Here is a 13,983-nt window from a genome sequence, read left to right as displayed (position 1 = left end):
CCTCTCTTACGCCGACATTCCGACAAAAGCGCCTAAGACGTAGGGAATCAGCCAGATCGCCCAGACGACAATGCTGAACTTATGAAAGGCCTCTTTCTTCTTCGCATCCCCCCTGTTTAGCACCCAGGTGGCCCAGACCGCGTGAAACAGCATCAGGGCAATGGCAATAACACCCGTGACACTGTGCATGATCTGGGCCGCTGGCGATATGACCTTCACACCTGACCGGGCAATCAGGCTCATGATGGTGGTACCTGTGGTATCGCATAAGAGTCCCAGCCAGAAAATGATAACGTGCTGCTTTTTCAGGGTTTTTGCTCTCCGTTCACCAAAAACACCGATGGTGTAGAATACAAGGGCCAGCGTAATGGTAATGATGGCCAGAATCAACTTTGTATCCATGACATCCTCCTTTTCTGTGAATTTACCAGTATAATTTCATTCCCACTTTCGACTGGTAATAAACATTATATTTAATTTTAACACAGATTTCAGAGGTTGTTCCAATTATCCTTCAGATCACAGAAATTTATCTTACATATACAGGTTCTCACCGGCGTCTGACGGTTCCTCCGCTCGCTCATGCCCCTCCAGCAGCCACCGGCCATTCCAGAAATACAAATACCTTACCTTTTCATCAATCAGGCAGGTGTAACGCACAGCCGTGCCGCCTGTCAGCAATACATGCCGGGTATCCAGAATTTTATTAATACGGAATTGCCTCCGGTCCGTGAGCAGGGTGACCGGAATCCTGTTTTGATCAAAGCAAAAACCAACCTGTTTCACATCGTAATATACATTCATTCGATCAGCTCCTTTATTTCTAGAACGTTTATTTGAATCCATTATATTACCAAAACAATCGTTCGTCAATACTTTTTACCAGTAAAAAAACGGCCTCCCTCATGGGAAGCCGTCATTTTAAGCTTTCAGAACATCTATGGAGCGTCCGTTTAACTGCCTCAGCATATCGTCAAATTCCTCCAGAGGCATTGGTTTGGAGAAAACATACCCCTGCACCACATCACAGCCGATTCCTCTTAAAAACTCAACCTGTTCCATATCCTCAACCCCCTCGGCAATTGTTTTGATGCTTAATTCCTTTGCCATCGCCACAGTATTGGCGATGACGACCTGTTCTCTTCGGAGGTCTGTCCCTTCCTTAAAGAAAAGAATGTCGAGCTTCAAAACATCAATCGAAAGGTTTTTCAGAACATTCAGCGAAGAATAACCCGATCCAAAATCGTCCAGAGAACAGCGGAAGCCGTTTTTCTGGAGCAGCTCGACCACATCCTTAAATGCGCTGGAGTCATCCAGCATCACGCTTTCAGTAAATTCCAGCTCAAGCAGAAAATCCGGAATCCTGTATTTCTGTTTGATGGCGGAGTAGTGCTCGACAAAATCCTCCTGGAATAAGCCGAGCCGAGAGACGTTGACTGCCACATTTAAGAGCGGCCTTCCTGCGTCCAGATAGCTTCTCAGCCACTGGCATGATTTCTCGAACATATAGCGGTCGAGATCAACCACCAGTCCGGATTTCTCAAACAATGGGATAAACTCGCCCGGCGAAATCATTCCCCGCTGGCTGCTGTTCCAGCGGGCCAGCGCCTCGGCGCCAGCGATGATGTTCCCCTTCTGTATGTTAACCTTTGGCTGCATATAAATGACAAATTCTTCATTTTCAAGGGCCTCCTTGCCAAGAGACTCCATCTCGGTCTCCCTGATGGTCTGATTGCGGATTTCCTCTGTATAAAAAGTCATCTGACTGCCGACCTGGTTCTTAATGGATTTCTGCGCCATATTGGCACGGTCAATCATATCGTTAAGCGTGAGCTCTTCGGACTGATCCTCGGTGCAGTAAACCCCCATGCAAAGGTCAATGGGCAGGTGCTTCGCCTTATCCATCCCTGATTCTGAGATTTCCCGAACCAGATCATTAAACCACTCTGTGATTTCAACACGCTCATGGTAGGATCGGATACCGGCAAAATTATCGGCTGAAACCCGACAGAAAAGATCATCTTTCCGGCTGTGCTCGAGCAGAATATCCGATAAGCATTTCAGTATCTTATCGCCTCTTTCATAGCCATATAAATCATTTAAAAACTTAAACTTTTTAATATCGCAATACCAGATACCGTACGGCGCGTTGTTACTGTCCTGCAATACCTTTTTGCCGTCAATGCGAAAGCGCGCGTTGTTGCGCTGTCCTGTCAATGGATCGGCATAGGCCGCATTCAGCAGCTCGTTCCGGCTTTTGGTCAGGATTTTTCTCTGGTGGTACAGTAAATAGAGAAAAATCAGACAGGCGGCCAGCACGATTAAAATCGTACCGATGGCCGTCTTGTTATAGTAATCTCTGACAATGGATTGGGGCGCGGCAGTTAAAATAAACCAGCCATTGACACCGACAGGCTCCAGCACTGCCATCTCTTTTCCGTCGTCACCCTCATAGGAAAAACTCAGGCTTTTCTCTTCCTGTAAGGCCTGATTTAATTTTTCCTGATCCTCAACCGACAGGATCCCCAGCTCGTTCAGCCTGGTCACATCGTCAAAACGCTCGCCCGTTTGGACGGAACGCATAATGATATCGCCGTTGCTATCAATAATATTGGTAAAGCCCCGGTCATTGAAGACAGGTGTATCAATAATTTCCCGGAGCACGGAGGCCTCATTGACCGCGCAGAGCACGCCGACAACCTCATTGTTATGTCGTATAGGTACTGCGTAATAGTTAATATAATGCCTTGGATTCAGCGGGTCCTCAACGGTTCGTGAGATCACATCTCTGCCGGCCAGCGCGTCGTTAAAAAAGTATTCCCGTGAGATATCCACACTTTTATGTGTGTCGCCGTTAATGTCATAAAAGTCAATAATACCGCTTTTATCTGCAAATCCCATCCGAATAAAGACATTATTGTCGTTGATCCGCTTGAGCAGGTTGCCAACCTGGTCTGCATTCAAAACATCCAGGTCGCCAACGCATTCTGCGATACCGTCCAGCGTTTGAAAATCACCGGTAATCTGTTTTTCCACCGCGGTCTGGCTCTGCTTGGCCGACTCGTTAAGGTAGTTGGCGCTTTCCTGCTGATTCAGGCTCATAATGTGAAAAATGAACAAAAGGCTGAATGCAAGGAACCCAATACAGATAATGACTGCAATCACATAGGTTTTTATAAAGCTGTACTGGTTATCTTTATTCATCATCCGTTCTCCTTTTATCATCTCGAATTATTTTAACTCACATTGATAAGAAGCCAAGCTAAAAATAGTCTCGTTTTTATTTTACATGATAATCCGCATAAACACAAGTAATTTGGCTGATTTAAAAGGCGCCTTTTGGCTGTTCAGTATTTTTCTTTTGCTCAATTTTTCCACTGTTCCGGGCGCACTATAAATTCTAGCAGCCGGGTGCGCTCATTTCCTTTCGCGCTGTTGATCTGGGCCTGGGTTAGAAAAATACTATCGCGCAGGTCTGCGTCCTTCAGATTCGTGTCTCTGAGGTCTGCCCCCAGCAAATTGGCCCCCTTTAGAGAACAGCCCTCCAGGTTGGCGGCAATGAGCAGGCTTTGGCTGAAGTCCTGTCCATCCAGCGACGCCCTTTTAAAATTACGGCCAATGAAATCCGGTGATTTTTTATCTCTGGCCGGCACCTTCTGGGTTTTCTGCACGCTGTGCCAGGCCTCCTTCAACAGCTGATTCGTCCGATCACGGCATTCATCCAAATTAACCTTCAGTAGCATTTCTGGTGTCTGCCGCGTAAGTCTGTCCAAATCCTGAATCACAGTTTCGACTGCCCTGCGGATGTCCGCTGCCGGAATCAAAGTGGCCGCCTCTGTCAGATACCAGAGCATCTGGTGAAGTCGATAAACTGCCAGAAACACCAGATACACCTCGTTGGCCCTGGTACCTTTATCCTGCCAGGTTTTCCCCTGATAGATTGTTTGCGTTACCTTTTGCCCGGCGCCAACACAGTCATAGGCCATGCAGCCTTTGAGCTTCCTCTTTTTCAGCTCGGTATGTACACGACAGCTGAAATCCCTACACAGATTAACACAGGGCTTACCAGCTGCCTTATTCTGCGGAAATCCTTCAGCTTTTGAAAAATACAGGGCCACACAGCACAGCCCGCAGCAGCTTCCACAATCAATGGTGAGCGCCTCATACTGTTCGATGTTTATATTGTTACGCAGCTTTTTAATACGAATCCCTTCTTTCCACTAAAAAATCCCTGAAAAGCATTTTCTTTTCAGGGATTGTATACAATTCCAATCCGTGCTTCCACACTTATTATAACCCAGCCGGCTGGTTTAGTATATCCACAAAATCTGTCATGGCAGGGGAAATTTGCAGCTGCTGCGGACAGACCTCCTCACAGCTTTTGCAGCCAATACAGGCGCTCGGCTGTTTTTCCTCTGGCAGCGCATCCACTGCCATCTGTGTGATAATGCTGTTGGTAAAACGGGCGTCATTGTAAAGTGATAAAAGGGTAGGGATATCCAGTTTTTGGGGACAATAGGTGGTACAGTAGCGGCACGCTGTGCACGGGAGGCTGTCCAGCATGCTGTCCGCCACTTTTATAAGACACTCCAGCTCCTGTTCATTTACGGGCTTTTCTTCCTCATAGACTGCGATATTGGATTTCAGCTGATCTTCATCTGACATACCGGAAAGTACCATTGTCACTTCCGGGATAGACTGCAAGAAACGAAATGCCCACTCCGGCGCGTCTGCTTCCGGGCGGAGTTCCTTCAGCTCAGCCATATTCTTATCCGAAAGGGCGGCCAGCTTACCACCGCGGAGCGGTTCCATGACCCAGATCGGCATATGATAATCCTTCAGCAGCTCAACCTTTGCCTTCGCGTCCTGGAGGCTCCAGTCCAGATAGTTCAGCTGTATCTGGCAAAATTCAAGCTGGCCGCTGTAAGCTTCTAAAAAGCGCTTGATGGTATCATATCTTCCGTGGGCCGAAAAACCTAAATGCTTTATCCGGCCGGCTGCTTTCTGCTTCAAAAGATATTCCATTATTCCGTTTTTTTCATCCATATAGGGATCAATGTTTTTTTCATACACATTGTGAAACAGATAAAAATCAAAATAATCAACACCGCATTTTTTCAGCTGCTCCTCGAAAATTGTTTCTACCTGTCCCATGTTAGAGAGGTCATAGCCTGGAAATTTGGTGGCCAGATAATAGCTCTCGCGCGGGTAATGGCTCAGTACCCTTCCCATGACAATTTCTGACTGACCGTTGTGGTAGCCGTAAGCCGTATCAAAATAATTAACCCCATTTTTAATGGCATAATCAACCATTTCTGCTGTTGCCGCTTCATCAATTGCAGCATTGGGATCATCTCCCTCCACCGGAAGGCGCATTGCGCCAAACCCCAAGGCCGAAAGTTTTAAATCCTGAAATTCTTTATAAATCATTTTAACTCCTTTTGATCTTATCGTCATTTTATTCACGCTTTTCTACAATACTTAGCTTAGCACTTGGAGTTCACTTCAAGTCAAGGGGTTTTTTCAAAAAAATCACAAAAGCCGTATATGCCTGCCGAAAAAATTCCAGCTTATATACGGCTTTCCGATTTAATGTTTAGAGCATTGTAATGATCCTGATAATGTTCGATCCTTTTTACAGAAGGCCCATTTTTTGAGCAATCTCAATATTTACTTTTAACACATTCACACGGTCCTGACCAAAAATACCCAAGAACTTACCTTCCGTATTGTCTGCAATTATTTGCCGCAGCTCATCCTCAGGAATACCGCTCGCTTTTGAAACAGACGGAACCTGTATCTCAGCCGAGGCTGGTGAGATATCCGGGTCAAGACCTGAGCCCGACGCTGTCATCAGGTCTGCCGGAATATCCTCGCGCCGGACACCTGGATTGGCCGCCAAAAATTCATTGATGCTTTCTTCCACCCGGGCCTGCAGCTCAGGATTGCTGTTTCCATAGTTTGAACCGCCGGAGGCGACGCCTGTATAGTTCGCCTCGCCTGTCTCCGGATCCACCTGCAGGTCTTCCTCGGTGTAAGTATTGTAATTATAGGCAGAGACACGTCCCTTCAGGAAATACGGCTCTGTAAACTGCTGACCCACATGTTCTGCTCCCACTTCCCTGCCATTCACACTGATAATACTGCCATTCGCCTGATGATTAAAGGCAAGCTGTCCAATCCCCGTCAGCGCGAGTGGGTAAAGCAAGCCGCATATCAGCAGCAAAACAACGGTCACCAATAAAGCCGGCTTTAAATTTGTCGTGATGATTTCTTTCATTTAAACCAATCCTTTCTTATATTCCGAGCCCGATCGCCATAACCAATGGCGCGATGATCAGGTCTATGAGTTTTATTCCTATAAAGGGGACCACCACACCGCCAAGACCATAAATCAAAATATTGCGCAGCAGCATTGACTCTGATTTCATGGGCTTATACTTGACACCGCGCATTGCCAGCGGAATTAACAGCGGAATAATCACCGCATTAAAAATTAACGCGGCTAAAATAGCGCTGTAGGGCGTCGACAAACGCATGATGTTGAGAATCTGCATCTGAGGGATTGCCAAGGTGAACATTGCGGGAATGATCGCAAAGTATTTAGCGATGTCATTGGCAATGCTAAAGGTTGTTAAGGCGCCGCGTGTAATTAACAGCTGCTTTCCTATCTCAACAACTTCAAGAATCTTGGTTGGATTTGAATCAAGATCCACCATATTGGCAGCTTCTTTTGCAGCCGTTGTCCCACTGTTCATGGCCAGGCCGACATCTGCCTGCGCCAGCGCCGGGGCATCATTTGTCCCGTCGCCGGTCATCGCGACCAGCTTTCCTTCAGCCTGTTCTTTTTTGATAGCGTCAATCTTATCTTCTGGCTTACATTCTGCGATAAAGCTGTCAACACCTGCTTCCTTCGCGATGGTGGCCGCTGTCAAGGGATTATCTCCAGTGCACATAACGGTCTTAATCCCCATCTGGCGGAGACGGGCAAAGCGTTCTACCAGTCCGGGCTTAACCGTATCCTTCAGGTAAATAACCCCGTAAATACGCTCATCCACACATACCACCAGGGGTGTGCCGCCCAGACCCGCAACATGATTTACGGTTTCTTCAAGGTCTCCTGGAATGACACCGCCCATTTTTTTGACGCGTTCTATAATGGCGTCTGAAGCTCCTTTGCGAATTGTTGTACCATCCGGCAGATCTATACCACTCATCCGGGTTTGAGCAGAGAATTCAATGAACGCTGCATTTTTAGCTTCCTCTGTTACTCCCTTTGTATTAAGCTCTTTGCCCAATTCAACGGTTGATTTGCCTTCCGGTGTCTCATCATTGATCGAGCACATGACAGCGTAATCCGTCAAATCACTTTTGCTTTCTGTCCCAACAGGGATAAAATCTGCCGCTAAGCGGTTACCATAGGTAATTGTCCCTGTTTTATCCAAGATCATTGTATTGACATCTCCGCAGGCTTCAACGGCCTTACCGGACATTGCAATGACATTAAACCGGGTAACACGGTCCATTCCGGCAATGCCAATCGCGGAAAGCAGTGCACCAATGGTCGTTGGTATCAGGCAAACCGCCAGGGCAATCATGGTCGAAATCGGAATCTGAACCCCTGAATAGCCCGCAAGCGGATATAACGTGACAATGACTAATAAAAAGATAATGGTTAACCCAACTAAAAGTGTTGTCAGGGCAATCTCATTGGGTGTTTTCTGACGCGACGCGCCTTCGACCAGCTTGATCATTTTATCTAAAAAGGATTCGCCCGGGTCTGCTGTGATCCTAATTTTCAACCAGTCACTGACAACGGTTGTGCCTCCGGTGACAGAAGCAAAGTCACCCCCTGCTTCGCGTACGACCGGTGCTGATTCACCGGTAATCGCCGACTCGTCCACTGAAGCGATCCCTTCGATGACCTCGCCATCATTCGGAATCATCTCACCTGCTTTGACAAGTACCACATCGCCCTTCTTAAGCTCATTTGAGCTCAGCGTTTCTTCACTTCCATCTGCTTTTATCACTCTGGCCTGTGTATCTTTTTTAGTTTTCTTTAATGATTCTGCCTGCGCCCGGCCACGTCCTTCAGCCACCGATTCAGCAAAGTTTGCAAAAAGAACCGTAATCAGTAAAATAACTGCAACAATACCATTATAGAGCCTTAAATGACTGATATCCCCAATGTCTCCAAATAAGGTCGGAAAAATGGTCAGTACCAGTGAGATAAAAAATCCAATTTCAACAACAAACATCACTGGATTTTTAATCATATAGGCCGGATTTAGTTTTTTAACCGATCCAATCAAGGCATCTTTGAGTATGTCGCTTGTTATAAATTTCGTTTGTTTTTCTTGTTTACTCATTTATAATCCTTCCTTTATTAGAACCACAATGTAAGATGCTCTGCAATTGGTCCAAGTGCCAGAGCTGGGAAGAATGTCAGCGCGCCGACGACATAGACGATCAAAACCAGTAAAATCATGAACATCGTATTGTTTGTTTTCATCGTGCCTGCGCTTACGCTGACAGACGTTTTATTCATCAGGGAGCTTGCAAAGGCCAGCTGAAGAATGATCGCCAGATAACGGCCAAAGAACATTGCCAGGCCGGCTGTAACATTCCAGAACACAGAGTTATCAGCCAGTCCTTCAAAGCCCGAGCCATTGTTGGCGGCCGAAGAAGCATATTCATAAAGCACCTGAGCTAATCCGTGGAAACCTGGATTGGTGATGCCGTCAAGACCAGCCTGTACCGATACCGCCAGGGCCGAAAAGCCTAAAATCAGCAGCGGATGGATAATAATCACCAGCGCCGCCAGTTTCACTTCCCTGCTTTCAATTTTTTTTGTTAAAAATTCAGGTGTACGGCCAACCATCAGCCCGCAGATAAACACTGTCAGCACGGCATAGGTCAAAATGTTCATCAATCCGACGCCCTCACCGCCAAACACACAGTTTAACATCATGTGAAGCAGCGGAACCATACCGCCCAGAGGGGTCAGGGAATCGTGCATGTTGTTAACTGTACCTGTTGTAAATGAGGTGGTGACTGTTGTGAACAATGCGGACTGGTCAATTCCAAAGCGGACTTCCTTGCCTTCAAAATTGCCCATGCTCTGATTTAAGCCGACTTCAGCCAGTGCCGGGTTGCCCGCATGTTCAGCCGTCATGCATACGCCAAGGCCAATAATGAAAATAATGGCCATCGCTCCAAAAACCATCCATCCCTGCTTTTTGTCCTTGATCATGAGACCAAAGGCAACGACCAGAGCGCCCGGAATGATCATCATTGACAATAATTCACAGATATTTGTTAAAATCGTCGGGTTTTCAATGGGTGTCGATGAGTTCGCACCAAGGAAACCACCACCGTTTGTGCCTAAATGCTTGATAATTTCAAGCGCCGCAACTGGTCCGCGAGCAATATCCTGCAGACCACCTTCCAGTGAAGCAACCGTTGCAGTTCCCAGCAGGGTCTGTGGAACTCCCTGTGAAATAAGGAAAGTCCCCAAAATAATGGATAATGGCAATAAGACGCGGGTGGTAATGCGGATAAGATCCGCGTAAAAATTCCCCATCGCTTTTCGGCCATCCCTACCGCCAGCAAGACCTCTGATAAAGGCCACACAGACCCCATAGCCCGATGCCGCAGAAACAAACATCATATAAATAATGACAAGCATTTGGCTTAAATAGGAGAGGCCAGATTCACCTGAGTAATGCTGAAGGTTTGTATTTGTCATAAAACTAATGATCGTGTTAAATGACAAACTGGCTTCCATCCCCTCAATCCCATTTGGATTGAATACAGGTAAAAACTGAATTCTTAAAATAATGTATCCAATAAAAATCATAAAAGCATTGGTGACGACCAGCGCAACAGCGTACTGTTTCCAGTTCATCTGCCGGTTCATATCGACGCCACACACTTTATAAATGGCATTGTCAACTCTGTCAAAGACCGGATCCGCAAAGGTCTTTTGATTGGTTGCGATGTGATAAATGTAAGTTCCCAATGGAAAAATAATAATCACAAACAATGCTAAAGTTAAAGCAACTTGTAACATTTAATACTCCTTCATCTCTTTTTAGTTTTCCTGCTGCTATCTCAGCAATATTTTATTTTTAAAATTTCTCCGGATTTATGAGTGCATAGGTAAGATAACCAAACATTGCCACAATAATAATTCCAAGTACCAGCATTTTTTATTCCTCCTTTTTGACAGGACTTTTCTTGTCCACCTGCTTACTGCAAAAAACAGTAAAGCCTATCATTGAAGCGATACAGACAATTAATGTCCCTACCATCATTACATCCATCATTTTTTTATTCCTCCTGTTGCATATTTGATACTGCGAGTTTATTCTATCTGTTTTGATATAAATAAAGTGTATAGAATTAAAAAAAGACATTAAGAAAAAATAAATATGTCTGCTGAGACCGGTTAATTTTTTGACTTCGTTAAAACAACCTGAATTTCATGCAATAAAAAAAGCCCTCTAAAAGCTTATGTATGAAGCTTTTAGAGGGCTTTGATGCTTACTCCCACTCAATCGTTGATGGGGGCTTGCTTGTAATATCGTACACGATTCGGTTAACGTGAGGAACTTCATTGACGATGCGGGTGGAGATGGACTCCAGCACATCAAAGGGGATTCTCGCCCAGTCGGAGGTCATGCCGTCAACGGAGGTAACGGCTCTCAGGCCAACGGTATAATCATAGGTGCGTTCATCGCCCATGACGCCGACACTGCGGTTTCCGGGGAGAACGGCAAAGTACTGCCAGATTTCTTCATCCAGACCAGCCTTTGCGATTTCATCGCGGAATACAAAATCAGCTTCACGCAGCAGATCCAGCTTTTCCTTGGTGACTTCACCCATAACGCGGATAGCCAGGCCTGGGCCTGGGAATGGCTGCCGCCATACGAGGTCATGGTCGAGACCGAGCTCTTCGCCAAGCTCGCGGACTTCATCCTTAAAAAGGTTACGGAGAGGTTCGATGAGCTCAAAATCCACATCCTCCGGCAAACCGCCGACGTTGTGATGGCTTTTGATCACTGCGGCATTTTTGGTGCCGCTTTCAATAACGTCTGGATAAATGGTTCCCTGGAGCAGATAGTCGATATTTTTTAGTTTGCTGGATTCTTCCTCAAAAACACGGATAAACTCTTCGCCGATGATCTTGCGCTTGCGCTCAGGATCGTCTGCACCGGCCAGCTTCCCGAGGAAACGGTCCTCACAGTTTACACGGATAAAGTTCATTTTAAAACGGTTTTTGAAAATCTCTTCTACCTGATCACCTTCATCTTTACGCAGCAGGCCGTGATCAACAAAAATACAGGTCAGCTGGTCGCCGATGGCACGGTGCACAAGCGTGGAGGCTACAGAGGAATCCACACCACCGCTCAGGGCACAGAGCACCTTCTTATCGCCAACCCGTTCGCGGATGGCTTTTGTCTGTTCTTCGATAAAGTTTTCCATGGTCCACAGGCCCTGACAGCCGCAGACATCATAGATAAAGTTACGCAGCAGCTCTTTTCCGTATTGGCTGTGCTCCACTTCGGGATGAAACTGTACGGCGTACATTTTCGCTCCGGCGTTTTCCATGGCGGCCACCGGACAGGTTTCCGTTGTAGCTGTAATTTCAAAACCGTCGGGCACCTGGGCAATATAGTTTGTATGACTCATCCAGACAATGGAGTTGTCCAGGACATCCTTAAACAGCAGGCTGTCCGATTTCCCGATTTTCACAGCCTTTTTGCCATACTCGCGAATCTCTGCCGAGTCGGTAGTTCCCCTCAGCTGCTGGGCCATAAGCTGCGCGCCATAGCAGATTCCCAATACTGGAATTCCCAGCGTATAGATATCAGGGTTACACCTTGGAGCGCCTTCTTCATGGACGCTGGAAGGTCCCCCTGTAAAGATGATCCCCTTTGGATTGATTTCCTTAATTCTCTCAATGGATACATCGTAGGGTACCACTTCAGAATAAACTCTGGCTTCACGCACCCGTCGGGCGATGAGCTGATTATACTGGGCACCAAAATCGATGATCAGAATTGTTTCTCTTTCTGCCATTTTTCCTCCTTGATGAGTTAATGTATATAGTTTATCCGTTAATCGCGCTTTGTCAAGCCCTTTTCAGCCTGTATTTTCTGGTAATCGTCAATCAATTGTAATAATTTCTGCGCCGAAGGGCATCAGCGCCAGCTTCATAAATTTAAAATGCTGAAGTCCGAAGGGAATTCCCACAATGGTGACGCAGTAGAGAAGGCCAAAGGCCAGTGACGCCAGCGCCAGCTCCCAGCCAAAAAAGATGATCCAGAGGACATTTACCAGAAAAGAGCCGGTGCCCATTCCGCTGAAATCAATGTCCCGCCCAAAGGGCCAGAGCACAAAGCTGGCGAATTTAAAGGCCTGTAATCCTACTGGTATCCCAATGATGGTCACACAGCAGATGATGCCGGAAATCACCCAGCCAAGGGCGCAGAACAGTCCGCCAAACAGAAACCAGATAATGTTTCCCAGTGTTCTCATAGGCTTTCTATGCTTCCTTCTTTGGCAGATGAATGGACATGCCAAAGGTATCCATCGCAGCCTCAAACAAGGCTTCGGAGATGGTGGGATGCGGGTAGATAATCCGGCACATATCCTCAATGGTTCCTTCTAAAGCCATTATGGTTTCGGCCTGGGTAATGAGCTCGGTGGCGCCTGGACCGGCAACATGTATCCCCAGAATCTCACCGTATTTATCCTCGGTGATAACCTTGACAAAGCCCTGGCTTTCATCACGGATCAGCGCTCGTCCGCTGGCACTCATGGGAAAGCTTCCTACGCGGACGTTTGGATAGGCTTCTCGCGCGGCCTCCTCCCGCATACCGACCGAGGCCACCTCGGGAAGGGTATAAACACAGGAGGGAATCAGGCTGTAGTTCATTCTGGTGGGTTTACCGCCAAACATGTTCTCAACGGCACGCATGGCCATGGCGGATGCGCCATGTGCCAAGTGGGATTTGGCGGTCACGTCTCCGATGGCATAGACATCGGGCACAGAGGTTTCCAGATAATCATTGACATCCACCCATCCCCGGTCAAGCTCAAGATTCAGGCTGTCCAGTCCTTTCAGGTTCGCGCAGCGGCCTGTGGCCATGAGCACATCGGCGCAGCAAAAACTTTTTGGCTGTTCCTCGTTGCGCATTTCAACCTCCAGATGGAAGTTTGACGCGGAATCCTTATAAATATCCCGTACAAAAGCGTTGTAATGAATGGTGACGCCGTTTTTAACCAGGCTTTCCTCAACACAGGCGGTCCCTTCCTTGTCAAATCCGTTGATCAGGCTGCTGCCGTTTTGCAGCATGGTCACCTTAGTGCCAAAGATACTGAAAATGGTGGCAAACTCACAGCCTACCACACCACCGCCCACGATGATGAGCTCCTTGGGCAGGTAAGGAAGGTTCAGGGCTTCGCGGTTGGTCAACAGCCCCGGAATATCCTTAAACAAATCGGGAACGGCCGGATTGGAGCCGGTGGCGATGATCAGCTTTTCCCAGCCAATGACCTCCTCGCCGCCCTCCATGTCTGTTATTTTAGCGGAATAATCCGGAAAGACTTCTCCGGTTCCCTGATAGACGTCCACGCCATTGCTTTTCAGCAGCATTTTGATGCCGTTACCCAGCCGGCGGACCTTTTCATCCTTATTTTTTATCATCTGAGCCATGTTGACACTTGGCTGTGACATGACAACGCCGCGCCTTGCCGCGCCGTCACAGGCCTTGATTATCTTTGCGTTCTGAAGCATGAATTTGGTGGGAATACAGCCGACATTCAGGCAGGTGCCGCCAAGGCGGTCTTCCTCGATTACCGCGGCCTTCTTTCCAAGCTGGGCGGCGCGGACCGCTGCGGTGTAACCGCCAAATCCGCCTCCAAGTACCACCAGGTCATAATGTTTAAAATCTTTACTCTCACTCATTTTCTCTG

Annotated in this window: 11 protein-coding genes; all 11 read right to left on the bottom strand. The window is 47.2% G+C overall.

Annotated elements, in window-relative coordinates; genetic code table 11:
• Window positions 1-6: 6 nt before the first annotated feature.
• Window positions 7-402: an HsmA family protein gene (locus tag I2B62_RS16315; RefSeq protein ID WP_195270107.1), complete on the bottom strand. Its 396-nt coding sequence runs from the start codon at window positions 400-402 to the stop codon at window positions 7-9.
• Between the two features lie 132 nt (window positions 403-534).
• Window positions 535-804 carry a hypothetical protein gene (locus I2B62_RS16310; protein WP_195270106.1) on the bottom strand — a complete coding sequence of 90 codons (270 nt, stop codon included), beginning with the start codon at window positions 802-804 and terminating at the stop codon, window positions 535-537.
• 117 nt (window positions 805-921) lie between these two features.
• Window positions 922-3,207 carry an EAL domain-containing protein gene (locus I2B62_RS16305; RefSeq protein WP_195270105.1) on the bottom strand — a complete coding sequence of 762 codons (2,286 nt, stop codon included), beginning with the start codon at window positions 3,205-3,207 and terminating at the stop codon, window positions 922-924.
• 158 nt (window positions 3,208-3,365) lie between these two features.
• The gene (locus tag I2B62_RS16300; RefSeq protein ID WP_195270104.1) at window positions 3,366-3,986 is read right to left on the bottom strand and encodes a pentapeptide repeat-containing protein; all 621 of its coding nucleotides are present in this window, start codon (window positions 3,984-3,986) and stop codon (window positions 3,366-3,368) included.
• A gap of 304 nt (window positions 3,987-4,290) precedes the next feature.
• Window positions 4,291-5,430, bottom strand: a complete 1,140-nt coding sequence (locus I2B62_RS16295; RefSeq protein ID WP_195270103.1) for an aldo/keto reductase — start codon at window positions 5,428-5,430, stop codon at window positions 4,291-4,293.
• A 205-nt stretch (window positions 5,431-5,635) separates the two neighbouring features.
• On the bottom strand, window positions 5,636-6,280 hold the full coding sequence (gene kdpC / locus I2B62_RS16290; RefSeq protein ID WP_195270102.1) for a K(+)-transporting ATPase subunit C: 645 nt from the start codon (window positions 6,278-6,280) through the stop codon (window positions 5,636-5,638).
• 16 nt (window positions 6,281-6,296) lie between these two features.
• A complete protein-coding gene (kdpB, locus tag I2B62_RS16285) occupies window positions 6,297-8,369 on the bottom strand; it encodes a potassium-transporting ATPase subunit KdpB (protein ID WP_195270101.1) in 2,073 nt (690 codons plus the stop codon).
• A gap of 17 nt (window positions 8,370-8,386) precedes the next feature.
• The gene (kdpA, locus tag I2B62_RS16280; protein WP_195270100.1) at window positions 8,387-10,072 is read right to left on the bottom strand and encodes a potassium-transporting ATPase subunit KdpA; all 1,686 of its coding nucleotides are present in this window, start codon (window positions 10,070-10,072) and stop codon (window positions 8,387-8,389) included.
• Window positions 10,073-10,545: 473 nt separating this feature from the next.
• Window positions 10,546-12,084 carry a glutamine-hydrolyzing GMP synthase gene (guaA, locus tag I2B62_RS16270; protein ID WP_195270099.1) on the bottom strand — a complete coding sequence of 513 codons (1,539 nt, stop codon included), beginning with the start codon at window positions 12,082-12,084 and terminating at the stop codon, window positions 10,546-10,548.
• Between the two features lie 87 nt (window positions 12,085-12,171).
• Window positions 12,172-12,543 carry a YccF domain-containing protein gene (locus tag I2B62_RS16265; RefSeq protein WP_195270098.1) on the bottom strand — a complete coding sequence of 124 codons (372 nt, stop codon included), beginning with the start codon at window positions 12,541-12,543 and terminating at the stop codon, window positions 12,172-12,174.
• Window positions 12,544-12,550: 7 nt separating this feature from the next.
• A complete protein-coding gene (lpdA, locus tag I2B62_RS16260; protein WP_195270097.1) occupies window positions 12,551-13,975 on the bottom strand; it encodes a dihydrolipoyl dehydrogenase in 1,425 nt (474 codons plus the stop codon).
• Window positions 13,976-13,983 lie beyond the last annotated feature (8 nt).

Source organism: Eubacterium sp. 1001713B170207_170306_E7, assembly GCF_015547515.1.
Taxonomy (GTDB): Bacteria; Bacillota; Clostridia; order Eubacteriales; family Eubacteriaceae; genus Eubacterium.
This window is presented reverse-complemented; position numbering and strand designations above follow the sequence as displayed.

Bases quoted from the DNA above. Each gene is read 5' to 3' on its own strand.
- guaA (WP_195270099.1), bottom strand. From the start codon at position 12,084: ATGGCAGAAAGAGAAACAATTCTGATCATCGATTTTGGTGCCCAGTAT.
- I2B62_RS16310 (WP_195270106.1), bottom strand. From the start codon at position 804: ATGAATGTATATTACGATGTGAAACAGGTTGGTTTTTGCTTTGATCAA.
- I2B62_RS16305 (WP_195270105.1), bottom strand. From the start codon at position 3,207: ATGATGAATAAAGATAACCAGTACAGCTTTATAAAAACCTATGTGATT.
- kdpB (WP_195270101.1), bottom strand. From the start codon at position 8,369: ATGAGTAAACAAGAAAAACAAACGAAATTTATAACAAGCGACATACTC.
- I2B62_RS16300 (WP_195270104.1), bottom strand. From the start codon at position 3,986: ATGGCCTATGACTGTGTTGGCGCCGGGCAAAAGGTAACGCAAACAATC.
- I2B62_RS16265 (WP_195270098.1), bottom strand. From the start codon at position 12,543: ATGAGAACACTGGGAAACATTATCTGGTTTCTGTTTGGCGGACTGTTC.
- I2B62_RS16295 (WP_195270103.1), bottom strand. From the start codon at position 5,430: ATGATTTATAAAGAATTTCAGGATTTAAAACTTTCGGCCTTGGGGTTT.
- I2B62_RS16315 (WP_195270107.1), bottom strand. From the start codon at position 402: ATGGATACAAAGTTGATTCTGGCCATCATTACCATTACGCTGGCCCTT.
- kdpC (WP_195270102.1), bottom strand. From the start codon at position 6,280: ATGAAAGAAATCATCACGACAAATTTAAAGCCGGCTTTATTGGTGACC.
- lpdA (WP_195270097.1), bottom strand. From the start codon at position 13,975: ATGAGTGAGAGTAAAGATTTTAAACATTATGACCTGGTGGTACTTGGA.
- kdpA (WP_195270100.1), bottom strand. From the start codon at position 10,072: ATGTTACAAGTTGCTTTAACTTTAGCATTGTTTGTGATTATTATTTTT.